Source organism: Parapedobacter koreensis (assembly GCF_900109365.1).
Taxonomy (GTDB): Bacteria; Bacteroidota; Bacteroidia; order Sphingobacteriales; family Sphingobacteriaceae; genus Parapedobacter; species Parapedobacter koreensis.
Window position 1 is genome coordinate 269,000 of the sequence record NZ_FNZR01000001.1, and the last position, 25,685, is coordinate 294,684.

At 48.1% G+C, this 25,685-nt stretch carries 17 protein-coding genes; 6 read left to right on the forward strand and 11 right to left on the reverse strand.

Translation table 11 applies throughout. From position 1 onward, the window contains the following. Positions 1 to 28: 28 nt before the first annotated feature. From BMW65_RS01125 to BMW65_RS01140, 4 genes are all read right to left on the reverse strand, one after another. Positions 29 to 1,474, reverse strand: a complete 1,446-nt coding sequence (locus BMW65_RS01125; RefSeq protein WP_090602104.1) for a Gfo/Idh/MocA family protein — start codon at positions 1,472 to 1,474, stop codon at positions 29 to 31. A gap of 142 nt (positions 1,475 to 1,616) precedes the next feature. Continuing rightward, positions 1,617 to 3,242, reverse strand: coding sequence for a RagB/SusD family nutrient uptake outer membrane protein (locus BMW65_RS01130; RefSeq protein WP_090602105.1), 1,626 nt, complete (start codon positions 3,240 to 3,242; stop codon positions 1,617 to 1,619). 12 nt (positions 3,243 to 3,254) lie between these two features. Then, complete coding sequence (locus BMW65_RS01135) at positions 3,255 to 6,302, reverse strand: SusC/RagA family TonB-linked outer membrane protein (RefSeq protein WP_090602928.1); 3,048 nt, start codon at positions 6,300 to 6,302, stop codon at positions 3,255 to 3,257. Between the two features lie 440 nt (positions 6,303 to 6,742). Further along, the gene (locus BMW65_RS01140; RefSeq protein WP_394332196.1) at positions 6,743 to 7,435 is read right to left on the reverse strand and encodes a hypothetical protein; all 693 of its coding nucleotides are present in this window, start codon (positions 7,433 to 7,435) and stop codon (positions 6,743 to 6,745) included. Positions 7,436 to 7,603: 168 nt separating this feature from the next. Here BMW65_RS01140 and BMW65_RS01145 point away from each other — a divergent pair, with 168 nt between their 5' ends. From BMW65_RS01145 to bcp, 3 genes are read left to right on the forward strand one after another with little or no spacing between them, the layout of a single operon-like run. Then, complete coding sequence (locus BMW65_RS01145) at positions 7,604 to 8,215, forward strand: fumarylacetoacetate hydrolase family protein (RefSeq protein WP_090602108.1); 612 nt, start codon at positions 7,604 to 7,606, stop codon at positions 8,213 to 8,215. An 8-nt stretch (positions 8,216 to 8,223) separates the two neighbouring features. Beyond that, positions 8,224 to 9,924: a M23 family metallopeptidase gene (locus BMW65_RS01150; RefSeq protein WP_090602110.1), complete on the forward strand. Its 1,701-nt coding sequence runs from the start codon at positions 8,224 to 8,226 to the stop codon at positions 9,922 to 9,924. Between the two features lie 18 nt (positions 9,925 to 9,942). Next, a complete protein-coding gene (gene bcp, locus BMW65_RS01155) occupies positions 9,943 to 10,407 on the forward strand; it encodes a thioredoxin-dependent thiol peroxidase (protein ID WP_090602112.1) in 465 nt (154 codons plus the stop codon). On the opposite strand, the gene BMW65_RS01160 is transcribed toward bcp, so the two are convergent. Next, positions 10,408 to 11,046 (reverse strand): 4'-phosphopantetheinyl transferase family protein, encoded by a 639-nt coding sequence (locus BMW65_RS01160; RefSeq protein ID WP_090602113.1) that lies wholly within the window; start codon positions 11,044 to 11,046, stop codon positions 10,408 to 10,410. Positions 11,047 to 11,148: 102 nt separating this feature from the next. Between BMW65_RS01160 and dcd the strand changes: the two genes are divergently transcribed. Next, a complete protein-coding gene (dcd, locus tag BMW65_RS01165) occupies positions 11,149 to 11,685 on the forward strand; it encodes a dCTP deaminase (protein WP_090602115.1) in 537 nt (178 codons plus the stop codon). Here the strand turns inward: dcd and prfB are convergent. Beyond that, a protein-coding gene (prfB, locus tag BMW65_RS01170; protein ID WP_143053757.1) for a peptide chain release factor 2 occupies positions 11,682 to 12,768 on the reverse strand; the annotation gives its coding sequence in 2 pieces (ribosomal slippage) (positions 11,682 to 12,707 and positions 12,709 to 12,768; 1,086 coding nt in all). The two genes, dcd and prfB, sit on opposite strands and share 4 nt — an antisense overlap. 87 nt (positions 12,769 to 12,855) lie before the next feature. Here prfB and pgi point away from each other — a divergent pair. Both pgi and BMW65_RS01180 read left to right on the forward strand, forming a co-directional pair. Next, on the forward strand, positions 12,856 to 14,511 hold the full coding sequence (pgi, locus tag BMW65_RS01175) for a glucose-6-phosphate isomerase (protein ID WP_090602117.1): 1,656 nt from the start codon (positions 12,856 to 12,858) through the stop codon (positions 14,509 to 14,511). A 7-nt stretch (positions 14,512 to 14,518) separates the two neighbouring features. Then, a complete protein-coding gene (locus BMW65_RS01180) occupies positions 14,519 to 15,406 on the forward strand; it encodes a phosphatase PAP2 family protein (protein WP_090602118.1) in 888 nt (295 codons plus the stop codon). Positions 15,407 to 15,417: 11 nt separating this feature from the next. Here the strand turns inward: BMW65_RS01180 and BMW65_RS01185 are convergent, their stop codons facing one another. The 5 genes from BMW65_RS01185 to BMW65_RS01205 are packed head-to-tail and all read right to left on the reverse strand — an operon-like array spanning position 15,418 to position 25,504. Next, positions 15,418 to 17,757 (reverse strand): hypothetical protein, encoded by a 2,340-nt coding sequence (locus BMW65_RS01185; RefSeq protein ID WP_090602120.1) that lies wholly within the window; start codon positions 17,755 to 17,757, stop codon positions 15,418 to 15,420. A 16-nt stretch (positions 17,758 to 17,773) separates the two neighbouring features. Beyond that, positions 17,774 to 21,400: a BamA/TamA family outer membrane protein gene (locus BMW65_RS01190; RefSeq protein ID WP_245747442.1), complete on the reverse strand. Its 3,627-nt coding sequence runs from the start codon at positions 21,398 to 21,400 to the stop codon at positions 17,774 to 17,776. Then, a complete protein-coding gene (locus BMW65_RS01195) occupies positions 21,397 to 22,254 on the reverse strand; it encodes an SdiA-regulated domain-containing protein (protein ID WP_090602123.1) in 858 nt (285 codons plus the stop codon). The genes BMW65_RS01190 and BMW65_RS01195 overlap by 4 nt, the downstream gene beginning before the upstream one ends. Beyond that, complete coding sequence (ppk1, locus tag BMW65_RS01200) at positions 22,251 to 24,293, reverse strand: polyphosphate kinase 1 (protein ID WP_090602124.1); 2,043 nt, start codon at positions 24,291 to 24,293, stop codon at positions 22,251 to 22,253. The genes BMW65_RS01195 and ppk1 overlap by 4 nt, the downstream gene beginning before the upstream one ends. Further along, a complete protein-coding gene (locus BMW65_RS01205) occupies positions 24,290 to 25,504 on the reverse strand; it encodes a Pycsar system effector family protein (protein ID WP_090602126.1) in 1,215 nt (404 codons plus the stop codon). The genes ppk1 and BMW65_RS01205 overlap by 4 nt, the downstream gene beginning before the upstream one ends. Between the last annotated feature and the right edge of the window lie 181 nt (positions 25,505 to 25,685).

The window sequence follows — 25,685 nt, forward strand, 5'->3', positions numbered from 1 at the left end:
TACTAAGAGCCGTATTATTTACGCCTGGTTAAACGGTGGGCAACTCCCAACCTGCGCGGTATTGCCGCTTCACAAATTGGTTGACCTCATCAAAGTTCGTTACTTTCATGGCATTGTTATCCCAAATGAGCTTCAAATTCCGGCCGGGATATTTGTTGTCAATCCGTAAATCCGAACCCCGGATAGCCAAATTAGACATCAGCAGGGCTTCGGTCAATGGGCCAGCGATCTCAAATGGAGAGCTCACTTCTTTATTGCCGTACCCGGCGATGGCAGCTTCTACCCATTGTGCATAATGGCCACCAGCACCACCCGGTACGCGTTCGTATTTCACCGGCAGCTTATGCTGATCGGTCAGCGAAGTAGGCAATAAGCGGGGGTTTTCCGCATAACATCCGGCCATCATTTTACCTTTTGTGCCGATAAACAGAATACCGTTTCCACCATCACCGAACACTTCGTTTGGTCCCAGTTCTTCAGGGCGCTGCGGCTGGATACCACCGTCCATCCAGTGGATTTTTACATCACCTGCGGTTTTATCGGTCTTGGGGAACGTCATCACCGCGTAGCTTGAAGGCGGGCAGCTTTCGGGGAAATATCCCCTTTTGAACTCATCCACATACACCGATCCAACACTGGCCTGCACATCTTTCACATATTGAAGTCCCAATATGCTGAACGGCGCCTCCATGATGTGGCAACCCATATCGCCCAAAGCACCGGTACCGTAATCCCACCATCCACGCCAGTTGAAGGGCACTAATTTATCGATGTAATCTTTTTGGGGTGCTGTACCCAGCCAAAGATTCCAATCCAGCTCACTTGGCACCGCTATTTTTTGTGCTGGCCACTGGATTCCTTGGGGCCATACCGGCCTATCTGTCCACGTGTAAATGGTATGCACATCACCGAGGAGGCCTGCATCGAACCATTCGCGCATGATACGCACGCCGTCTCCGGAAGAACCTTGGTTGCCCATCTGGGTGACCACTTTATATTTTTTTGCAGCCTGCGTCAGCGCACGGGCTTCGAACACATCGTGCGTTAGTGGTTTTTGTACATATACATGCTTACCAAGCTGCATAGCAGCCAATGCCTGTATAGCATGGTTATGATCTGGGGTGGATACGGATACTGCGTCTATATGGCTATGCTCTTTATCGAGCATTTCCCTGAAATCTTTGTAATACTTTGCCTTCGGAAACCGTTTTACCGAATTTGCGGCACGACGATCGTCTACATCGCAGAGGTAGGCAACCTCTGCCTTACCGCTTTCATGAAAGGCCCTTAAATCCGAATCTCCTTTGCCACCAACGCCGATGCCTGCTACGATCAGCTTGTCACTGGGCGCCACAAAACCGGCACCGCCCAATACATGCCGTGGTACCACCATAAAACCTGCTGCTGCCGCAGCTCCCGTCTTGATGAAATCCCTGCGGGTCGCACCCGCTTCTGACTTATTATTCTTTTTCATTTAAATAAATTGTTTTAGCGTATGAGTGTTTATCCTTAGTATGTAAGTTGGTTAGCGCAATACCTACATTGATTGCACGCGGCTAATATATAAAAAAATTGCCAGCAGTTGCGTAACAACTTGCTGGCAATTTTAAGGAAGCTTAGTATCCGGGATTTTGTACCAGACTGGGGTTAGCCGCGATTTGCGTATTTGGAATCGGGTATAACTCCCGATTGGGATCATTCGTTGGCTCATGGTCCCACCAGGAGGCCGTCGTATATTTACCAAACCGGATAAGGTCCGCACGTCTTTTGCCCTCAAAAATAAATTCCCTTCCTTTCTCCGCCAAAAATTCGTCCATGGTAAGTGTAGCCGTTGTATACCTTTCATTTGGCCAATCGGCTTCGGAGAATGCCCTTTGTCGGCTCGCATTGATCAAATCGACGGCTTCCTGCGTGGCTACGCCGTTGTTTTTGCGCATAATCGCTTCGGCCTTATTGAAATAGATTTCAGTGAGCCGATAGATTAAATAATGTTCCTCGTGGTAGTTTTCATCGTCTAAGGTTCCGGGCTTATATTTGAAGAAACGTGCGCCACTATTTTCCTCCCCTTCCGTCATGCTGCCTTCGGATGTCAAATCACCTTCACTTTCCCTACGAATGGTATTGACGTAGACAAACGGCCGACCGGACCACTCTTCCGTTCCTAAAATTGGTTCGGTAGTGCCGTACTTATATTGCGGGCCAAACAAAAACCACGTTGATTTTCGCAAATCATTCTCTGCATACGCATCGAAAGCGGTCGGAATAACCACATATGCGTTATTTCCGCTGAATCCAATACCCAATACATCACTGATATTGCTATACCCGAGCATCCAACCACCATACCCAAAAGCAAATCCAGCCTTTTGGCTAAATGCAAATTGAAAAAGTGCTTCGCTTGCCGACCGGTTGGTATTAGCGAAACTCTCGAGGAGGTCATCCGCCAATGCAGGCGTACCTCCGATACCGCCTGCTTCGCCATTGATAATCCTATCGCATGCGGCAATACACTCATCCCACATGGGCGTACCCACGAAGTACTCTGCATTCAGGTAAAGTTCGGATAACATGGCATAACCCGCTGTCGCCGATACGCGCCCGACCAATTCAGCCGAGTACGGCAGCAAAAGGGGAACATTCGCCTCCAGCTCCGACCGGACAAAATTGAATACCTCTTCCCTGGATTGTGTCGGTGGATTTAGCGGCTCGCCCACGGTGGTAACAATCGGAACGTTTCCCCAAAGCTCCATAAGCTTCATGTAATGGTATGCGCGCAGCACCCGGAGTTCCGCCAAGATGGCTGCCATTTCCTCGTCCGGAATTCCCAATGCTACATTATCAAGCGGCTCCAAATCTTCCAGCGCCGCATTGATGTACCCTACCCCTGTCCACATCAATACCCATGTATTGCGCAGCGGGTTCTCATTGTCATTCCAGGTATGGTAGTGTTGCCGGATGTGGTCGCCCCCGTCATAACCATGCCTTCCTTTCTGGGGCCAAGCCAATTGGTCCGAAGACAATTCGGAATGGTAGTAATAATTGGTTTGCCCAGTGGGTGCCAGCCAGGCCTGCATATGTGTAAATGGTCTTAATGCCGCTTGCAATACTTCTACCCGATTGTTATAAAAGTTATTTTCATTCAATTCATTGTACAAGGTCTCATCCAGGTTTGTGCAGGCACTCATTCCGCTGAACAGGGAAACCGCTGTAAAATACAATGCTTTCTTTATGTGATTTTTCATGTTTGTTTCAGTTTAAAATCCAACATTCAACCCTATCGCCCATGATTGTGTGCGGGGATAAAACCCACGGGCATCGACACCTGCCTCAAAACCGGTGTCTTGTAGTTCCGGATCGATGCCACTATATCCCGTTATGGTGGCAATATTCCTTCCCGTTACATAGACACGTAGGTTACGGATATAAGCCGTATTGAGCCGGAAATTATAACCCAGGGTCAAGTTGTCCAGTTTGACGAAATCACCTTTTTCGAGGTAATAATCCGAATACTGCGGATCGTCATCCAGTTGGTTATGCGTGGTCACTGCACTTCGGAGCAAGTTATTGGGCAACCAGCGTTTATTTCCAAAATAGAGGTCTTGGGTATTCAGGATATCATAAGCAAATTTGCCCCGAAATAAAATGGTCAGGTCAAATCCTTTGTAGCTAAAGGTATTGCTCAACGAAGCCTGGTATTTAGGTACGCCATTGCCAATAATGGCCAGGTCATCATTGTTCATCCCACTTGTCCCGGCAACAGAACCATCTGCTTTGTAAAATTGCCACTTGCCGTCATCTGTGAATCCGGCAAACCGCTTACCGTAAAAATTACCAACTTCTCCCCCCTCTTCTAAGCGAAACGCATTTCCTAAGGCTCCCGGAGAGGGTAGGCCATAGAATTCCAGCCAATTTGCTTTGAATACGTCACTTGATAACTTGGTCAGCTCGTTATACTGGGAATTGCCGGCAAAATCAATGTTCCAGCGGAAATCGTCGCGCTGAATGGCTACGGCCGAAATTTGCAATTCCACCCCGTGATTGCGAATGGATCCTACGTTTGTATAGATTTTGTCTCGCGCAAACGCCGGTTGCTGTGCATTATATTCGTAAAGCAGATCTTTTGTCTCCCGATTGTAGACGTCCAATGCTCCACTAATCCGATTGTTGAACAACCCGAAATCCAATCCAAAGTTCCATTCGGCTTTCTGCTCCCAGCGGAGGTCGGGATTTGGGTTACGCGCGGGCCCGTAAGTTTGGTAATAGACCCCATCCTGCGGGTAAACACCACCGCCACTCAACGTCACCAAGGACTGATAGTTGGAAATATCCTGATTACCCGTCACACCATACCCTACCCGTAGCTTCAACTCATTGATTTGCGGTATATTTTGAATGAATTCTTCCTCGCTCAGCGTCCAACCCACGGAAGCTGCTGGAAAATTACCCCATTTATGGTTGGCACCGAACCGCGATGAGCCTTCCCGGCGGAGAATGGCCTGTGCGAAGTACTTACCTTTGAAGGCATAGTTTACCCGTCCAAAAAAGGCAATCAAGGTATTATCTTCCTTGAAACTGTCCATCCCCGGCCGTGGCAATTGGGTATTGGTGATAGCACTCCCTTCGCTGAGATTCCAATCCAAGAAACCGTCGGTCGTAAAACCGTTGTTATTTACATTGAAATTCTCATTGGTAGCGTATTGATAGCTGTATCCCAGCAAGCCCGTGATGGCATGATCCTCGTTAAACGTTTTGTTATAATCGATGGTCGACTCAAACGTTTGGGTCCACCGCACTTCATTGCGCTTGGAAGCATAAGCCATTCCTTGGTATGAGGTACCTACGCGTTGATCCCAATCCAAGGTAGACCGGTAAAAGCGGTCATTAAAATTATCGCGCACGTAGGATCCAAACGCGGAAGCCGACAACCCCTCTATGATTTCCAACCGCAGCCGCGCATCGGCTGAAATGGTTTGCTGGTTTCGTTCTGCAATGCGGTGTGCCAAACGTCCAAGCGGGTTATAATTGTTATAAGCCTGCGTTTCGTAAAACGTGCCGTCTGGATTGTATATTGGGGCTGTGGGATTCCGTTGGATGGCCTGCTCGAAGTCAGTCCCGGTGGTTGTACGGTTATCCGGGTTAAATCCTCCTCCCAGCATATTGGCCTTATTGAAATTCGTTGCGAGATTCATCGATAAGGTCAGCCGTTCCTGCAACCCTTTTTGATTAATATTCAGCCGTCCCCCAAACTGTTCGCGACCGCTTTGCTTGGCAACACCATTCGCATCGTTAAAATAAATGGATGCTCGGTAATTGGTGTTTGTGGTACCTCCAGAAGCCGCCAGGTTGTGGTATTGGCTGGTATTCTGGCGGTCAATTAACTCATCGTAAAGGTCAGTGGATGAGCCCAAATCCTGTGTCTCGTTGATTACCCCCTGGGCAATCAGGTTCCGGAAATCTACAGCTGTTAAGTAATCAGGTTTGCGGTCGATGACTTCGCGCTGGACATAGGTTGAGTAATCAAAACGTGCCTCTCCGGCTTTGCCTTTCTTTGTGGTAATCAAGATAACTCCCGCATTACCTCGTGTACCGTAGATAGCGGCCGCGGAACCATCTTTCAACACGTCAAAAGATTCGATATCATCTTGTTGCAACAAATCGAGGCTTCCGCCTGGTATACCATCAATGACAATCAGGGGGGTACGCGAACCAGTAAGCGACGTAACCCCACGCAATTGGATAGCAGCACTTGAATTGGGATTATTCCCTTGTGTCCGCGTGATGTTCAACCCTGCGACCTTACCCTGAATCAAATCCATCGGCGATCGCGCACCGCCAGCATTGAAATCTTCGGCGCGGACGGTGGCCACTGCTGAGGTTACTTCCTTACGTTTCTGCGTACCGTATCCCACAACGACCACTTCTTCTAAGCTTTCCGCATCGTCCGCTAACTGTACATTGATAATTGCATTTTGGCCCACAACGATTTCCTGACTTACATAGCCTAAGTAGGAAAATACCAGAATTTCGCCCACGGCTGCAGTGATCGTATACCGGCCATTGTCATCTGTAGCCGCACCCCGAGACGTTTCTTTCACGGTCACAGAGACACCGGACAATGGGGCGTTGTCTGCTGTGCTGGTCACTGTTCCCACAATTGTTTGTTGCACGATTTCGTTGGGTAGAACATCAGCGGGGTCTGCGTATCCTTTGCCATAAACAGGACTCGCCAGCAACACTGCCACCAAGGGCAGAAACGAAAAACGCATCTTGCCGCATTTTGTTCTTGTTGAATGTTGGTTCATTTTTTTGATTTTTGGTTTGTTACTAATTTTTGGTTCATTGGCATTCCCTTGTGGCCATTTAGCATGGTCAATTAGGACATGATCGCCCCCGTCCAAGCTTCAATTCCGTTTAAAGCTGAAGTTTTGGAAAAACAATAAAGGGACATGGCATTGTGAAAACAATACGCATAACCTTGCCCATGCGCTCAAATGGCATGAACAACAAGGAAAGAAGCTAAAATATTTTAGCTAGAAAGGAAATAGTTTTGCTTTTTTGGCATGTTTGTGTGTTTTAACAGGTGAATAAATTAGTTTATTTAATTTTTGGTTCGTTTTTGTAATACAAATACAAGCATTACGGATGCTAAGATATACAATAAAAGATTTACTTGCAAGTAAAATCACCTACCGCCGGTAAAAAACACGGCCGATTCGACTCCAAATGTTACCACTTTTATCCGTCAATTCAATGCCGAAATGGCCTTGACTAAGGTTTTTTTAGCCAAAGGCAGCAATGTGTTTTCCACCGGAAACGTAATGTCACTTTCTACTTGATAAACCGCTGGGTTGGGCAATTCCCGTCGGGCATGGATGAGATCTTTCCGGATAGCTTCCGGTGTATTGTAAACAAAATGCCGCTCATATTTGGCGATGTAGGTAGTATGTATGCCCCGGTACTTTTCATGCTGGCTTTCAAAAAGGGTCACTTGATATTCATACACCCGTATTCCTTTTTCATCGCCATTACGCAACAAGAGATAGCCTTGATAAGGATACAACGGTTGCATGCCCACTTCGGAAATAGCCAGGTGACTTGAGACAAAGTCATGGATCTCGCGCCCTTCCTTGATGGCAGGCATTATTCTGCTCACCGCATAATTGATGATCTGTTCAATTTCCTGCATCATCGCATCGTCATTCACGATTTTTTCATAAGTAATTTTCACGGCAGCAACGTCCATGTTGCTTAATCTCACCGGGAATCCCGTTTCGAGCGTGGTCTTATCCTGCTTGAATTTCTTAAGGTTGTTATAATGAAAGATTAAATCGTTCAGATTGGGATAAAGCTGGGTTCTGTTGAAATGCGCATTGATTTGCTGCAAATAAGCAAGCAACTGATATTGTTTGTGTTCAAAATCGATAGGAACCTCGATAAACCAATTGGCATTTAATGTACGCATAAAGCACCTCCTTGATTTGTTAACGGTGAATATACAAAAAATTAACGATATAAAAACTGGTATCGGTTAGATTATTACGCGAGGGCAGCCCGATTTTAATGCAATAACATTATTTTTGTCCATTATAAACATTACGAATACATGAAAATTATCGCCATTGGTCGCAATTACACCGAACACGCCAAAGAACTTCACAACCCGGTACCGGAAAAGCCGGTCATCTTTCTTAAACCGGATACCGCCGTATTGAAGGAAAACCGCGACTTTTATTATCCGGACTTTTCGAAAAACATCCACCATGAAGTAGAAATCGTACTTCGCGTTTGCAAGGAAGGAAAACACATCGGCGCGAAATTTGCAAGCAGCTACTACGATGCCATTGGCCTGGGAGTGGATTTTACAGCCCGGGACATCCAGCAGGCGCATAAGGAAAAATCCTTGCCCTGGGAATTGGCCAAAGCATTCGATGGTTCAGCTCCAGTGAGTGAGTTGCTGCCCAAAGAGACTTTTGAGGATGTGTATGATATTGCATTCCGATTGGATAAAAATGGGGAAACTGTACAAGAGGGCAACACAAAAGATTTGCTCTTTTCATTTGAAGATATCCTGGTCTTTGTCTCTCAATACATCACGCTACGTAAGGGTGACTTGATTTTTACTGGCACGCCGGCAGGTGTCGGCCCCGTAGTCCCTGGCGACTATTTGGAAGGTTTCATCGGTGACCAGCGGATGTTCCATTTTTATGTGAAGTAGCACGATACATGAAGGTTAACCACGTCTTATTTCTTTGTTTTGTTTTTTTCCTTACACTTGTCCATGTAAAGGCTCAGCATCCCATCATCAAAAACAGGGAATATCCCCAATGTTATTTCAGTCCTCCCCTGGCCATTCCGCCACAGGCTTCCGGCACATTCGGCGAACTGCGCTCCACGCATTTTCATGCTGGCGACGATTACCGTACCCAGCAGCGGGTGGGACTGCCGCTCTTTGCGGTGGCTGATGGATACGTATCCCGTGTACGTGTACAAATCGGCGGCGGGGGAAATTCCGTTTATATCAGTCACCCCAATGGATTCACTAGTGTGTACTTACACATGCAGGAGTTCAATGCGCAGTTGGCCGCCATCGTGAAAGCCAAGCAATACGAGCTGCAACGCTTCGACGTGGATATCCCGCTTGAAGAGACTACCGTATCCGTCAAGAAGGGTGATCGCATCGGTTTGACGGGCAATTCAGGCAGCTCCGAAGGCCCACACCTGCACTTTGAAATACGTGACACCCAGACCGAAGCACCGCTGAACCCCCAGTTGTTCGGGCTGGCTTTCCCGGATAATCTGGCGCCACTTATCCGGGGTATCACCGTCTATGATCTGGCTGACGAGCCATTCAGCGAGCATATACCAAGGAGGCACCTCGCCTTGAGTGGCAGCCAAATCATACCGGTTAATGGCCGCTTCGGCGTGGGTATCAATACGGTAGATCGCCACAACGGCACTTCCTTCAATAACGGTGTCTATTCCATCGAGCTCTCGCTTGACGGCAAATCCATCAGTACAGTGCTATTCGAAGAGTTGTCATATGCCACTTCAGGCACCATCCATTCTTATATCGATTATCCGTATTATATACTGAAAAAAGTCAGGATCCAGAAAAGCTTTAAAGATCCAAACAATCCCATCAACATCTTCCATTTTCTTGAGGGCGACGGCAGCATCACCTTGACAGACAACAATGAACATACGCTCTCCTACCGGGTGCGCGATGTGCATGGCAACACGAGTACACACACATTCAAGGTAAAGAATACACCATCTTATACCCCTGCATGGCAACGAACACCCGGCACAGCCATGTTTCGGTTTGATCGCGAAAATCGCTTCACCGCTGAAAATGCGGAGGTCATCATGCCGCAAAATGTCCTGTATGACCATCTGCACTTCAACTATCATCAGGGCACACGGCCCAGCGGGGGATACTCCATGGTGCAACATATACACAACCGTTTTATACCGCTCCGCGAAAGCTACGAACTGAAAATCAAACCCGACAGCACATTGCCTGACGCGCTGAAACCCAAAGCGATCATCGTCAACGTCGAGGGCAGCTCCCAAGGAGGCAACTTTGAGGAGGGCTGGGTACGCACGATGACCCGCGCTTTCGGCAGTTTTTACATCACGGTAGACACCGTTCCTCCCACGATAGTACCCCAAAACATCAGCGCGGGTAAAAATATGGCTGCGGTCAATCGGGTAAATTTCAAGATTTCTGATAACCTCTCCGGCATACAGTCGTTCAATGGGTATATGGATGACCGTTGGATACTGATGGAATACGATCCGAAAACGCGATCGCTATGGCATACTTTTGACAGCACGCTTTCAAAAGGTAAACACCGCCTTCGTCTAGAGGTTATTGACTGGAAAGACAACAAGCGGATGTATGAAGTAAATTTTATCAGGTAAGCAGAGACAAATTCCGATATGGCAAAACTGAACGTGGGCGACAAAGCTCCGGCAATCACCGCAAAAAACCAATATGGCGAAACGCTATCGTTAAGTGATTTCATGGGAAAAAAAGTCATTCTTTATTTTTATCCCAAAGACAATACACCGGGCTGCACGGCCGAGGCTTGTAACTTCCGCGACAATTACCAGTCATTGCTGGCCGAAGGGTTTGAAGTCATCGGCGTGAGCATAAATACCGAACGTTCGCACCGCAATTTCACCAACAAATTCGACCTTCCCTTCAATCTCCTGGTAGACGCAGACCAAAAAATCGTGAATGATTATCACGTGTGGGGAGAGAAAATGCTTTATGGGAAAAAATTTATGGGAACCCTCCGTACTACGTTTATCATCGACGAGCAGGGTACCATCACCCACATCATCGACAAAGTAGACAATGCAAACGCCTCGCAGCAGGTCAGGGAGTTGCTCAGGGGATAACTAGTTTTCCATGACGTATCCAAGCATATATTCCTGGAATTTTTCGTAATATACTTTGAATCGCTCTTGGCGATGCGGGGCGTCCAAGTCCAAAAACAACACACCCTGATCCTGAAAATCAAACGGGCGAATCGTCATGTTATCTTTGAATGAAACGCCCTTGTTGCCTTGCAATTTGTACACCGCTTCCTTGGCACACCAACAGGCATAGAGTTTTTCAATCTCCGCTCTCCCGATAGCTTCAAGCTCATCCATTTTCATGAATTTGTCCGCAATGCGCAGGATTTTGGGCTTCACCAGTTCCAGATCAATACCCACCTCTCCATTATCACTCATCATCACCGCAGCATAGTCAAAGGAATGTGTGAGCGATATCCGTTGGGGGAAATTAGCGAGGTAAGGTTTGCCGTTTTCGTCCGAAGGACAGTCGATAAAGCCGGGAGTATCCAGCATTTTGCGCAATAGCACACGTGTAGCCAGCCAATGCAATGTCCGCTTGCCCTTATTCAGCCGGCCCAACACAGTTTTTTCACGATCATCCAACTGCAACCTACCGATAAGCTCTTCAGCGGACTCTTCGATGCGCCAAATGGCAAACCGTACATTATTATCCAACTCGCGCAGGTATACCAATGCCATAGTCAAAGTTAGCTATTTATTGCAAAATAGTCCTTAAAAATCTGATTCATTAACGTATTTTTGCCCACTGCGTCTGTTGTCTGACGTCTGTTGTCTAAAAAAATGATTCTATCCGACAAACGTATACTGGAAGAAATTGAGAGCGGCTCCATCATTATTGAGCCTTTCCGTAGGGAGTGCTTGGGCACCAATTCATACGATGTCCACCTCGGCAAATACCTGGCCACCTATAAAGACCGGGTACTTGATGCTAAAAAGCACAATGAAATTATACATTTTGAAATTCCCAAAACAGGCTTTCTTCTGGAACCCAACACGCTGTACTTGGGCGTCACGCTTGAATACACCGAAACACACAACCATGTGCCGTTTCTGGAAGGCAAATCCAGCACCGGGCGCCTGGGCATCGATATTCACGCCACGGCAGGTAAGGGCGATGTCGGATTCTGCAACACTTGGACGCTTGAAATATCCGTAGCACAACCTGTAAGGGTGTATATGGGCATGCCGATTGGGCAGCTGATTTATTTTGCTGTGGAAGGCGATATTGAGACGCGCTACGATAGCAAAACCAATGCGAAGTACAACAATAAGACCACACGCCCCGTGGAGAGCATGATGTGGAAGAATGCGTTTTAGCTTCTGCCGAACTCCATCAGGTAAGCCTTCAGAAATTCGTCGATTTCGCCATCCAATACCGCTTGCGTATTGGAAGTTTCTATATTGGTACGCAAGTCTTTCACCAGCTTATACGGGTGCAACACATAATTCCTGATTTGCGAACCCCATTCGATTTTTTTCTTGCTGCCTTCTATCGCTGCCGTTGCCTCCTGCCGTTTGCGCATTTCGATTTCATAGAGCTGCGACTTCAATAACCGAAGGGCATTCTCTTTATTTTGCAGTTGCGAGCGCGACTCTTGGTTTTTGATGATAATACCCGTGGGTTTGTGATGCAAGCGTACGGCCGTTTCCACCTTGTTTACGTTTTGTCCGCCAGCTCCCCCGGAACGGAAAGTATCCCATTCAATATCGGCGTCTTTGACCTCAATCTCGATGTTGTCGTCTACCAATGGATATACATAGACGGAGGCAAAAGACGTATGCCGCTTGGCATTGGAATCGAAAGGCGATATGCGCACCAGCCGATGCACACCATTCTCTCCCTTAAGGTATCCATAGGCAAAGTCCCCGGAAAATTGCAAGGTTACACTTTTAATTCCCGCTACGTCGCCTTCTTGATAGTCTTGTTCGGTCACTTTATAACCATTGCTTTCTCCCCACATGATATACATCCGCATCAGCATACCGGCCCAGTCACAGCTTTCAGTACCGCCGGCACCGGCAGTGATTTGCAGCACAGCGTCCAACTGGTCTTCTTCTGCGCTCAGCATGTTTTTGAATTCCAGTTCTTCTACTTTGCGCGCTGCGGTCTCATACTGCTCTCTCAAATCTACTTCAGATGCGTCCCCGGATTGGAAAAACTCGTACATCACTACCGCGTCGTCTACAGCAGCAGCCACTTCGTCGAAGTGGTCCGTCCATACCTTTTTGCTTTTGATGGACTGCAGCATTTTCTCAGCCGCCTTGGAATCGTCCCAAAAGTCGGGTTGCAGCGTGACTGCTTGCTCTTTTTCTATCTCTTCTTTCCGTGCATCGATGTCAAAGATGCCTCCTCAGGGAAGCTGTTCTATCCCTCAAATCCTGTATCTGTTCTTTGGTCATGGGCGCAAAGGTAAGGAATTTATACCATCAGATTACCGCTACTTAATCCAAAAAACACTTAACTTCGCACAAACAAAAAACACAGCTATGCTACCCCGTATAAATTTTACAGAAACCGCAGCATACAAATACCTTAGCAACCATTATATCGACATTGCTCAAAAACACCTCAGGGATTTGTTTGCGGAAGACACCAATCGGTTTGACAAGTTTTCCATCGCTTTTGGCGACATCCTTTTTGATTATTCCAAAAATAGGATAGACGACACAACCAAAGCCCTACTGCTACAGCTGGCTCGGGAATGTAAATTGGAAGCTGCTATTGAGGCTATGTTTTCCGGAACACCCATCAATGAAACCGAAAGCCGTGCCGTATTGCATACTGCACTGCGCAATCAAAGCAATACCCCCATACTGGTGGAAGGAAAGGATGTGATGCCCGATGTGCAGGCTGTATTGGCAAAAATGAAATCCTTTTCAGATCGCATCATCAACGGTACCTGGAAAGGTTATACGGGGAAACCAATCGCCGATGTGGTCAACATCGGTATTGGCGGGTCAGACTTGGGGCCGGTGATGGTCACGGAAGCGCTCAAACCTTATAAAAACCACCTCAACATCCACTTTGTATCCAATGTGGATGGCACGCATATCGCGGAAACGCTCAAGCAGCTCAATCCCGAGACTACACTTTTCCTCATCGCCTCCAAAACGTTCACCACGCAGGAAACTATGGCCAATGCCCACACTGCCCGGCAATGGTTTTTAGCTGGCGGTGCTTCGGAAAGCGATATCGCCAAGCATTTTGCTGCGTTGTCTACCAATACCAGTGCCGTGGCGGCGTTTGGTATCGACACGGAAAACATGTTCGAATTCTGGGATTGGGTGGGCGGACGCTACTCCTTGTGGAGCGCCATTGGCTTATCCATCGTATTGAGCATTGGCTTCACGCATTTCGAACAGCTCCTCCAGGGCGCTTACGCTACGGATGAGCATTTCCGCCACACACCCTTCGAGGAAAACATCCCCGTCATCATGGCTTTGCTTGGCATCTGGTACAACAATTTCTTCGATGCAGAAACACAGGCCATCCTACCTTATGATCAATACCTGCATCGGTTTGCAGCTTATTTCCAGCAGGGCGATATGGAAAGCAACGGCAAATATGTAGATCGTAACGGCTATGCCGTGGATTACCAAACAGGGCCAATCATTTGGGGTGAACCGGGTACGAACGGCCAACATGCCTTCTACCAGCTTATCCATCAAGGCACTAAACTGATTCCCTGCGACTTCATTGCACCGGCACAAACACATAATCCCATCGGCGAGCATCACACCTTGTTGCTCTCTAATTTTTTCGCGCAGACCGAAGCGCTTATGAATGGAAAAGACGAGTCAGCAGTGGTAGCTGAACTGGAAGCATCCGGTAAGTCCGAGGAGGCAATCGAACGCCTCAAAACCTTCAAGGTATTTGAAGGCAATCGCCCAAGCAACTCATTTCTCATCAAAAAAATTACACCTTACACATTGGGGTCACTCATTGCGCTTTATGAACACAAAATATTCGTCCAAGGAGTTATTTGGAACATTTTTAGTTTCGACCAGTGGGGGGTAGAACTCGGCAAGCAATTAGCCGGAAAAATCCTTCCCGAATTGCGGAACGACGAAGCCATCGACACGCACGATGCTTCTACCAATGGGCTAATCAATCGATATAAACGATGGAAAGTGCAGGGATAGTTTGAATATGATGTTAAACTTTCGTTTGGTGCTGGCTCTCGTTGCTATCTTCACTGTTTCAGGAACACACCTCCACGCAGCACAGCCTTTGGAGCACCCTACCAACGCAATTGATTCGATTCCAAGTGATAGCACTACGTTTTTAGGAGGAGTCGCTCAGGATTTTTTAAGATTTGGTGACGGCTTCCTCTATACGGTTTCCTCGCCGGTGAGATGGAAAGGAAACGATTGGTTGAAAGCTGGTGGGGTAGTTGCCGGAACGGCATTGCTAACCTTGGTGGACAAGCCGGTTAGGAACTTCTGGATGGACCAAGACTCCAAGTTGCTTGATGGCATTGAACGCGTAGGGTTCCACTACGGAAAGCCCTATGCCGCATTTTATGGGATGGGCGGTTTCTACCTCGCTGGCTTGGTCATCAAAAGCGACTGGGCACGGGAGACGGCCATCGCCTTAGGTGCTGCGTACCTGACAAGTGGCGCCGTGCAATCCTTCATGAAAACCGCGTTTGGAAGGGCAAGGCCCGCCACTAATGTGGGCCCTTGGGCATTCAAACCATGGTCACCGGATGCAGGTTATCATTCGTTCCCATCCGGACACATACAAATCGCGATGGTCAGCGCGGTGGTACTCGCAGAGCGTGTGAAACAACCGTGGCTGAAAGGTGTATTTTATTCCACCGCCGGCCTGACACTCGTCAGCCGTATGTATTCTGACGCTCATTGGGTTTCAGATCTCGCCTTTGGCGGAGCGATTTCTTATTTCAGTGCCAAGGCTGTGCTCAAGCGAATGGAGCGAACCAAATCCGGCGGGCATATGTTCAGGAGGAAAAAGCAAGAAATCACTTGGAATTTTACTCCCACGTTTAATGGGTTTTCGCTCGTAGGCACGCTCTAGCGGCTGCAACTTTATGACAGCATGACAGGTATCCGCAATGCGTGAAGCCCGCTTACACCCTGTAATTCTTCGAGCTCCAAGTATTCAAGCGTTTTGCCCAATAGTCCTTTTTGCTGCAACGTCTCAATGTGGCGTAGATAGTCATGAAGGGATTCTTCGTGCCAATAAATCAATGTGATTTTTCCGGGCTGCGTCACCCGCTCGGTCGTACCCTTTATCAGCGCCTTGTCTATCCGCTTTTTGACAATATGATACCTGATGTTATAGGCTCCCTCGACATCAAATCTACGCTCGTCTTCACGAAAGCTGATATCAATCTCAGCATTATTAATGAAAATAAGCTGCGTGGTTTCCAATGCGATGGGCAATATTTCCACCAACTGGTGAGTTCCCCGCGTAATGGCAACCATGGTCTCTAATTGTACATGTTTTATCGCAGCCAGCTTCGCTTCTTGGAATGGAATGTGGGGCGCAATTGATTGTCCGATGTAGCAGTCAAACTCGATACCGTCTGTCCTGAATTTTTCAAAATAGCTGGGGTAGATTGTTTGCAATTTGCTATTAAATGCATCGAGGTGTTGGTTTATCTCCTGATTGATTGTTTTGACAGCAGTCTCAAATGCATACCGATGCTGGTGTGCTACCCCGACAGCAGGGTTCATTTGGTATTCGTAGGCCAAAATAATCTCCGCCAACCGCTCATCGGCTTGTTTGAGTTCATCAAAGGCCTTTCTAATCTCACCATGCTGAAATTCTGATATGGCTACTTGGCTATAGTCCAATTGGCTGTTGCTAAGCCTACTGTTCAATTGGCTAAATTTATCCATCAGCGCATACGGCAGTGGCTGAATGGCATTTAGCCGCAGCAAGGCGATTCCCAATGTTTCCATTTGCCAGGTCAAATCAGCAAGCAACGCATCATTGCGCTGCAATGTACTATTGCGGATATCCACCGCCCCATAGATTGGATATACCTGATTGAAGCGTATTTCCACACTATTGAGCGGCAACTTGGCTTGGCCATCGCCATTTTCCGTCTGCAAATAACGCCACGCAGCCTCATTGAACTTCCATTGCACAGCAGGTTGTATCGCCGTAAACCGCTTCTTGATAATGCGATCCAACTTACTCTTAAAATCCACGCAAACGTCATTCGCGAATTGCGACAGCAAAGGGATAGCGACCCGCAAGCGTGGCAGTTCGTGCTTACTAATCTGGGAACCCCGCTCGGTATACACTTCCAGCAGGCCCACGACCTCCTGATTGTAAAAAAGCGGAATGACAGCCAAACTGTCCAAGCCCGATTGAGCAGCCAACGCCGCTAAAGGCTCCGAAACCAACGGCAAACCGGCATCCACCTTATACGTTACCGGATAGGGGTCTTCCAGGTAGCCCAGCCATTCCTTGCGCAAGCGCTCATCGATTGCTACCCCTTTGATAAATTGATACAACACGCTGTTCTCTGCGAGCTGGTGATGCAACAATGGCCTGCCGTTGAGCTTTAAAACGGGGCTAATACCGATCTTCAAGTTGGGATTTCCCGTTAACAATTTCAGGTTATTTTCGATGGCCTGGTGGTATCGATGGTAGTCATAATCCCCCCCAACGATAACGATGTTCTTCAGTTTCTCTACGACATGCTCATGGGTGATATCCTCCAAAGAAATAATGGAGAAGCCTTCGATGCGGAAACTTGTCAAATCCAATAGATTCTCCAAATCACTTTCCCGAACCTCGGTCATTTTTTTTCGCCGGAGTGCTTGATAGTTAATCGGCGGCAATTGGCCTTTAGCCGTCACATGCACAAATGTATTATCCAGCCGCAAGGCATAATACCTTGGCAGTTCAGTGGCTTCATCCTGAAAAGCATAGACCAAATTATCCAGGCCAAAGTCTACAAATCCGTACAGCCGCTCCAAAATGAGCTGGTAGATAAGCAAGCGCCCCACTTCGGTTCCATTCATGGCCTTCATCTTATCCATCACCTGGCCGGCATCGCGCTCTTTGTCCAAAAATCGATAAAAAGCATCCGTGCCATAGAACACATTTCCAGATAGGGGGGCAGCCAATCCCCACAACCTATCCGTTTCATCGGTAAGCAATGGCACTAGCAGGTTATATACAAAATACAGTTCTTTGTTAAATTTGGAGATGTTTTCTTCGCTTATCGGACCATGCAGCTGCTGTGCTTCGTGGAAGCGGCTCAGCACAAAAGCGAATATTTCCTGCCTGCCCGCGTGATCTTGGCAGTGCTTTGTCAAATGGGCAAAGAATTGATCGAACGATAAGACGCGCTCGGGTTCCGAGGCTTCCTGCCGCTCATCAAAGATATTGAATGGTCGTACCTGCATGCGCAACTAATAAGGTTCAAAACCTAAAACCTATACCGAAGTAAGGGTACCAACCTTCCCGCGAATGGCCTACCACAACCTGCAAAACTGCTATATTTGCAGCAATATAATATAATCCGCCACCTATGCCCTGCTGAATACGGTCACTTTGGCGGACATCTGACCATACTTTGCCAACATCATAAAAAGCAATAACTCCCAGCTCACCCGGAAGAATATAATTGCCGATATAAGCCGCCCTTGCCCGCAACTCCAGATTATTGAAAATGCTGTGATCCCCGGCAAAGCGGTATTGGCGAAATCCCCTGAGGTTTCCCTGCCCGCCGATAAATTGTGATTGGTAGAATGCTGGATGGCCAAACGTCACCCCGCCGCCTATACGGTTTGAAACCACTACGGCATCTTGTGCCAATCCAGCGTAAACCGCCATTTCTGCATTCGCCTGCGCGTAGGATTTTGCGTAGTCACTGATGCCACCATAAGCCCCCACCCTCGCCTGGAAATATCCGCCCCTGCTGGGGCGCAGTTTATTGTTTCGATTGTCTTTCATGAAGCCTGCAAAAAGCCCCACATGTCCCTTGTCTTCCTGGACGATGAGGCTATCATAGGTATGGACCGTGCCGGGTTGCACAATCAACCGCCCCTCATTCCGATCAGCCGCAAGCCGGTACCATTGCAGGCTTGGGCCGATGGCGAACGTTGTCGTCGCGTTGGGATTCCACGCCAAGTGCGGTTCCAATTGGTATAGCTCGAAACGAGTCCGGTAATACCGCATGTCTCGCCCATCCCGGTCATACTCCGTACCATTGCCCAGACCGAAATAATTCTGGGTCTGGGGAATCAGTGCATGTGCCGCTACTACTACGTCCGCCTTGCCCAGCACTTCTTTCCAATGCCCCCGATAGTGCATACGGAGTGCTCCCGTGGCAAAGGATCCAGATAATAAAAATTGCTGCGTATGGTTGAATGGTTCTTTGCGGAATCCACGTTGGTGGGTATAGTGAAAGCCTGCGCCCAATAGCAGGCCATCATCTGCATTATACCCGGCGTTAAGCAACGGTGCCCACACGTTATATAGATTTACCGGTACAAATGCGGTATGCACACTATCCGTGCCATAATGCACGGTATAATCCGTGGACGATGGGGAGAAAGACGATTGCGTTCCTTGATCGTAAATGGCTACCTTTCGTCTGGCTGACCGGATGTCATAGTGCTTGGTTCCCACACCACCTATCACACGAACCGCCACGGGCGACGCTGCAGCATCTACCTGCACGCTATCATCTCCCGAAGCCAAGTATACCCGGACTTCCTTGGTCAATTCCGACGGGTATACCTTTTCCATCAGTTTACGTTTTACCTCTCCCTCTTTGTTGATTTTGCGAACGGTCACACGCAATGATTCCCCGGGAGCGTCCTCAATGACAACCTGCTCATGCTTGTTACTCAATTTTACATCCACGATACGGTTAGCAAATTGGTAGTAGTCGTTCATCGCTGCGGGCAATGCATCACGCCGCGCTTTCAAGCTGTGTAGGAGTTCATCATGGCGCAATGCATAGACCGACTTCGGCAATAGCCTAAGGCCCGCTTCCAGCGTGCTATCTGTCATCGCCGTTACAAAATCAGCTACTTCCTCCATCCATTCCTCATGGGTGAATTGATTTTTAGGATGGGCATTCAAAAAGTCAGATTTGCGCAGGCTATAATTTACACGGTGGATTTCCGGCGCGAACCCTTGGATAAGCGGCAGGGCAAAAGGCATGGACACGATACTGGGAAATAGCCCTTCCATCTTTCGCAGGGCTTGGTCACGATCACGCGGTATGCCCAAGTAATCACGGTCGGCTCCTTTTTCTGCTTTATTCTCGTCGCGCCAACGCCATTGGTCGGCATGGCGGTCCCAATCATTCACCAATAAATCAAGCATGCGTGCACGCAGAAAAGTCTTAGCCTTGTAGCTATCATCGTTGTCGTTATTCACATGGCGCAGCATTTTCACCGTGTTGTCCGATTCGCCCAGTGGCTCACGTTCTTCAAGCAAACATAGCGTATTGGCAAACGATTCGTTGTAATGGCCCAATAGCGTATCGGGTGCCACCAAGCCAATTATGGGATGGGTATGGGGCACCCCAGCAGCCTTGGCCAATGGGGGGAAGATCAGTGCCGAATATGGATGCTGCGCACTGTTAGCATCATCCAAAAAGTCATGGGCAATGGTGTGACGCAGTGCTTCGGGAAGCAATGCATCTGCTTGTTTGTTGACCGATCGAAGCACCCATTCCTTACCTGTCGGATCAACCAACCGTAGCGATACCGTCTGCATGCCACCTCCCCGTTTGACAGGTCTGAGCCCCCCATGCAGTTCAGAAAGCCTGATCACGGGCACCTCGGTTTCCGTCGCCCACTCTTTCCGGTAGTTCTCGCCAAACAATTTACGGTGAAAACTCCCAACTTCATCATACTTGACGTTGGCCTGCACCACCACGCTATCTTTTCCGGCAGCAAGGTCGCCCACCTGATCCACAAAAGGCAAGACCACCCGGTGGGGTATCCGATAGCTGAAGGCTTCCTTCACTGTGTCATCGGCATAGGTATAAAAGGTCACCTTGCTGCTTTTATTCATCAGGTGGTCAATCACTACAAAGCCTTGTGCAGCATGCGTAAATAGTGCATGGGCACCTTGCTTCGTATACGAATCTTTCGACCCGGCCCCACTCACCACTTGGTAAAAATCGCCGTCCTTAATAAACTGCAAACCGTGGTCGTGCCCAGCCACGTGAATAACATTAGGGTATTGCGATGACACCCCATCAACCGCTTCAATCAACGCCTGATAACGGGGATGAGGAATGTCCTCCGGATTCAAAAACACCGTGCGCCGCAATAGCGGGTATAACGAGCCAAGGCCCGGCAATGGAACATATAGTCCTTTATTCAACAGCGTCAGCGGGAAAAGGTGATCTTTCCATGAATAATATCCCCCATGCGTCCCATAAGAACGCAACGGATGGTGTATGGCCAATAAAATGGTCTTATCCTGATGATCATAAAACAGTTCCTGTAGTTTTTCGGTCACCTGTGCTTCCGTTTCGCATTCACAATCGGCATCGCCGCTGTACCGCTCATGGGGGAATACCCACCATTCGCTATCAAATGCAATGACAACCAAGCTATCCGAAATATTGATGACCTGTGGATCGGGGCAGCCTTCTGGTGGCAATAGTTTGAGCAAGGAATCCTGCTGGTTCGCCAAAAACCGGCCTTGGGCCCTGATCTTGGCAAGCCCCTGCTTACCCATTCTATCCCAATCATGGTTGCCGGGGATGAAATAAACCGGAGCTCCCTTTGCACGCATGGGTACAAACTGCGATCGCAGGATCGCTTGTGTCTCAGGCTCCTCCTTGCTCCCGGGCAGTCCCATGCCCTTTGGGTAGATGTTGTCTCCCAAGAATATCGCTGTGGTCTTTCCTGGTATGACCAAATCAGCCGCACGCGGCACAACCGTTTCCTGTTTATGATTGATTTCGCCCGCATCGCCGATGAAAATAATACGATGGGAAATGCTATCCTGTGCATGCCCCCAAGCAGTGGCAAATGAGAGCGCAAAGATGATTATCAACCGTTCTTTCCACATCATTTATTGAATTGAAACTTAAAAATGGTTGCCCGATTCCCTTTTCTTCCACCTTCGTTACTAATATACAAATTACGGTTGCCGTCAAAAGCAATTCCTTCCGGCTGTGTATATAATGCTGGATCTAGGCGGTAGGCACTTATGACCTTCCACTGATCATCCAAGACGACAAGCAGCTTGTTGATGGACGAAATTACAAACCATTGGCCCGTATACGGATTCCAGGTCATGGCGGACGGCTGAAAAGCCTTCCCTTTCAGCGAAACAAACCGTTCAATCTGATCGAAATGGATAGCAAACGTGAACTGGTGACCTAATGATCCATCACGTTCCAAGCGAACGGCGTATCCCGTTGCGGCCGATCGTTTCTTGTCTTCCTTGCAATTTTTACAAAGCACATAAAGCAGGCTGTCATGACCTGTTGCCGCCAAGCTTTCGTACTCCCCTTCGGGAAATGGTTTCTTCCACATTTCCACAGGCCCCACGTTCTTTCCTTGCTTTCCAGCCACTGAGAATCGATAGAGGTTGCCATCACTGCGCAGGATAATTACTTGATCTTGAAGAATGGCAATATCCTCGTAATCGCCGCCTTTTCCAAATTCAGCATACCGGGGTTTCGGGTCGCCCCAAGCGAAATAAAACAACTGTCCGTCTTCATCTTGCTGTGCATAAATGGTATCTGGATTGCCTTTATTAAAGGAAATGCCCGATATCTCGTGGAGCACCTCGCTCAGCTTATATACGTCCGGGTTAGTCAAATCGTAACCCGGTGGATTATCCGTATAATCGACGCGTTGGGCTTGGCTACAACCCATCCCGACAATCATTAATACCACCAATAGATCACTCCTGTTCATCGCGTTTCCAGCAATTTTTCACAAAAAAAATCTTCCACGGCCAGTTGCGCTTGCAAGCGATTGGAATTGGCCACCGGCCTGTTCAATCCATTTTCATCGACCAGGACTGCCGAGATCCCGTCTGCGCATTGCAATTCGACAATCCGTCTAACCATTTGGCAGACCTCATCATCATAGATCGGAAAGCACACTTCGATCCGGTGCCGCACGCTCCGGTTCATCCAGTCAGCGGATCCCATGTATATGAATTCCTGTCCCCCATTGCCGAATATAAAAATACGTGCGTGTTCGAGGTAGCGTCCTACGATGCGCTTCACTGTAATCCGTTCGCTAAGTCCCGGGACTCCCGGCCTCAAGCGGCATATACCCCGTATAATAAGCGTTATGGGTACGCCAGCCTGGCTGGCTTCATACAATTTATCAATCAACTCCTCTTCTTCCAAGTTGTTCAACTTGATGGTTATCGAAGCGGGTAATCCTTGGGCTATGTTGGCTATTTCCGCATCAATAAGGTGCATGAAATGAGCCTTAAGGTTGAACTGGGAAATGAGCAGGTGATTTAGTTTTAGCTGTACCAAGTCTTCCTCACGTGGCTTCCTGCGTAGCTGTAAGAAGTCAAAAAGTAGACCGAGTTCGGCCAAAAGCGCTTGATTGGCGGTCATCAGAAAATGATCGGCATAAACCTTAGCCGTGTTTTCATTCAGGTTGCCTGTGGCCAGCAATCCCAGGAAATACGGTACTTCCGCATTTTTCTTAACCAATGCGACTTTGGCATGTACCTTTAATCCAGGTATACTGTAAATGATATTGATACCTGCTTCTTGCAGCCGTTTTGCCCATTTGATGTTATTCTCTTCATCGAAACGAGCCTTTAGCTCCACAAAGACGGTCACCGACTTCCCATTTTTTGCAGCCGTCATCAACGCATGCAGTATCCGTGAGTCGGCAGCTACACGATAAATCGTTGTTTTAATTTCGAGTACCATCGCGTCGATGGCCGCTTCATTAAAAAACCGTACCACGGCATCGAAAGACTCATACGGTGTGCTTACCAAAACATCCCGGTGCCTGATTTCATCATACAACGATCGGTTTCCGGTAGGTACCACCACGGCGGGCGACTGTGGCGGATACATGAGATCCAGCTGTTTAACGGGAAAATCCATCAAGTCCTTCAGGTTGTGGTATGGACCTCCTTTTGTCCGATTTTCTTTATGCAACGAAAACGCTTCCATCAGCCGTGCAAGGCCTGCCTTCGGGATACCCGGTTGGTACAGCAGACGCGTGGCCAAACCAAAATCCCGTTTCCGGATTTGCCGTTCAATCCGATCGGCCATATCATCCCCAAATCCATCATCAATGGGAATATCGGCATCACGCGTGATTTTAAAGCTGAATATGCCTTCAACACGTTCTGCGCCAAATAGCGGGGGTATTTCTTGCCTGATAATGTCATCGATAAACAGCACGTGTTTGACACCATTTTTTTGCCGTGTATAAAACCTTGGCATCCGATGCGAAGGAATGCTGACAATTCGCATATCAGATTCCCCCTTCATAAACACAACGAAATACAGGCGATTATTCAATGGGAAGAAATCCGCATGCTGTCCGAGGCGATCGATTTCCAAGAATGTCGCTATCGCCGAAAAAAAATAATGTTTGGCTTCAGGTACCAGCATCGTTGGTATCGGCTCATTATACCACAGCTTGATTCCTTCTGCGGCAAGCTTTGGCAGTACCTGTTGCTGCAACAGCTGGCCGAATCCCTCCTGCTGTTGACGGATGATATGTTTGGCTGCTTTCAGCACATTCGCATTGTCCAGCAGGAAGTCATCATCCTGTTGTTGTTTTCCGAGTTTTTTCAACGCGGTGAGCACAGGTATCCTGACCCTATAAAACTCGTCCAGGTTGGAAGAGAATATGCCCATAAACTTTAGCCGCTCCAGCAGGGGCACGTAACCTCGTGCAGCCTCGTCTAATACGCGGCCGTTGAACCGCAACCAACTTAAATCACGATGGATGTATTTTGGTATCATCGGGTCATCCAATAAATATCAGCAGCATCGTGAACGATGCTCGCCAACAGAAACGTCAATACGGAAAAAATCATACCGTACATGAAAATATTGTAAGCCAGCCGCAATAAGCGGTATTTTCTTCCCAATACGACTCCTTGGGAATAGACGTCTCTGGTGAGCGTGCCATATAAAAAATCGCGGTCGTCCATCACTTTCCGCATGCTCTCCGCGTATTGATCCAGGCCCATTTTATAAAAATTGCCAAAAAAAAGGAGGTTCACCGCTTTCTTATCCACATCCTCCTGACTAAACGTGCCCCCCGGGATCTTGGGCCGTGTAGCCAGTATGGCTACCACAATGGTTGATAAGCTTACTAGCAGCAATACGAACGTCGGCGCAGCGAGGTGCTCGGCGTCTTCGAGTTTTCTCACCAACAATGCGATGACCACGGAAAGAATGATGGAATTGACAGTCAACAAAATGTTGGCCTTATTGTCTGCCATATCGCTGAGACGCTGGTTATTGGTTGACGTCACGCGAAACATCGTTTCAATACCCCGATCCGGTCGGTTGTTTCGCTCCTTTTTCTTTTTTTTAGTCTCTTCCTTTATGGTTTCCGTTTCAGGCATTGGCAGTGCTTCTTCGGTTTGCTGTTGTTTTAAAAAATCGATGTTTTTCTGCTTTTTATCGTTCAGTCTTTGTTTGGCATAGTCGGTATGGTATTTATGATTTTCCAGCAGTGCCAGGGTCTGGTTGCGCCAGTCTTGTTCCAAGCATTCATTGCCGCCGCGTTCCCTTCGCATCAGATCGTTTCGCTCCCGGAAATTATCACCACCTAAATGAAAGAGGTCTGCATCACTGACGATTTCCTCCAGCAGGTTTTTGGGATTTTGCGGCAGCCGGGTAGCATAGATGCAAGCTTTGACGGCTTCAATGATGGTAGCCTCTACTTGATAGCTGGCCAAAAAATCTGCTGCAAGCTCGGCACCACGTTGCTCATGCTCAGCCGGGCCACCGCTAAAATACCCTAAATCGTGAAAATAAGCCGCAATGAGGACGATGAATCGATCACGAGCTGGCAAGTGATAATGATCAGCCATCATCGCCACGGCTTCAACGACATCCTGGGTATGTGCCAGATCATGAAAACAATAACCATGTCCCTGCTGGTCTGCCATATACGCCTTCACCCAACGCTCAGCATCCGTCAAAATTACGTTGTAATCCATAGCGTTAATATTTCTGCCAATTTACAACAATTTGCATAATATGTACGTATCGCTACAGGGCAACATTGAGCCGTCAGTACGGCTGCGAGCAGAAATCCTCCGTACACCGTCAAATCCTGCATAGGAGATGCTGCGGCTTGCAGGTTGAAGCACTACCCTTGTAGCAGGAGATCCAAGCAGG

Bases quoted from the DNA above. Each gene is read 5' to 3' on its own strand.
- BMW65_RS01125 (WP_090602104.1), bottom strand. From the start codon at position 1,474: ATGAAAAAGAATAATAAGTCAGAAGCGGGTGCGACCCGCAGGGATTTC.
- BMW65_RS01130 (WP_090602105.1), bottom strand. From the start codon at position 3,242: ATGAAAAATCACATAAAGAAAGCATTGTATTTTACAGCGGTTTCCCTG.
- BMW65_RS01135 (WP_090602928.1), bottom strand. From the start codon at position 6,302: ATGAACCAACATTCAACAAGAACAAAATGCGGCAAGATGCGTTTTTCG.
- BMW65_RS01145 (WP_090602108.1), top strand. From the start codon at position 7,604: ATGAAAATTATCGCCATTGGTCGCAATTACACCGAACACGCCAAAGAA.
- BMW65_RS01150 (WP_090602110.1), top strand. From the start codon at position 8,224: ATGAAGGTTAACCACGTCTTATTTCTTTGTTTTGTTTTTTTCCTTACA.
- bcp (WP_090602112.1), top strand. From the start codon at position 9,943: ATGGCAAAACTGAACGTGGGCGACAAAGCTCCGGCAATCACCGCAAAA.
- BMW65_RS01160 (WP_090602113.1), bottom strand. From the start codon at position 11,046: ATGGCATTGGTATACCTGCGCGAGTTGGATAATAATGTACGGTTTGCC.
- dcd (WP_090602115.1), top strand. From the start codon at position 11,149: ATGATTCTATCCGACAAACGTATACTGGAAGAAATTGAGAGCGGCTCC.
- pgi (WP_090602117.1), top strand. From the start codon at position 12,856: ATGCTACCCCGTATAAATTTTACAGAAACCGCAGCATACAAATACCTT.
- BMW65_RS01180 (WP_090602118.1), top strand. From the start codon at position 14,519: ATGATGTTAAACTTTCGTTTGGTGCTGGCTCTCGTTGCTATCTTCACT.
- BMW65_RS01185 (WP_090602120.1), bottom strand. From the start codon at position 17,757: ATGCAGGTACGACCATTCAATATCTTTGATGAGCGGCAGGAAGCCTCG.
- BMW65_RS01190 (WP_245747442.1), bottom strand. From the start codon at position 21,400: ATGATGTGGAAAGAACGGTTGATAATCATCTTTGCGCTCTCATTTGCC.
- BMW65_RS01195 (WP_090602123.1), bottom strand. From the start codon at position 22,254: ATGAACAGGAGTGATCTATTGGTGGTATTAATGATTGTCGGGATGGGT.
- ppk1 (WP_090602124.1), bottom strand. From the start codon at position 24,293: ATGATACCAAAATACATCCATCGTGATTTAAGTTGGTTGCGGTTCAAC.
- BMW65_RS01205 (WP_090602126.1), bottom strand. From the start codon at position 25,504: ATGGATTACAACGTAATTTTGACGGATGCTGAGCGTTGGGTGAAGGCG.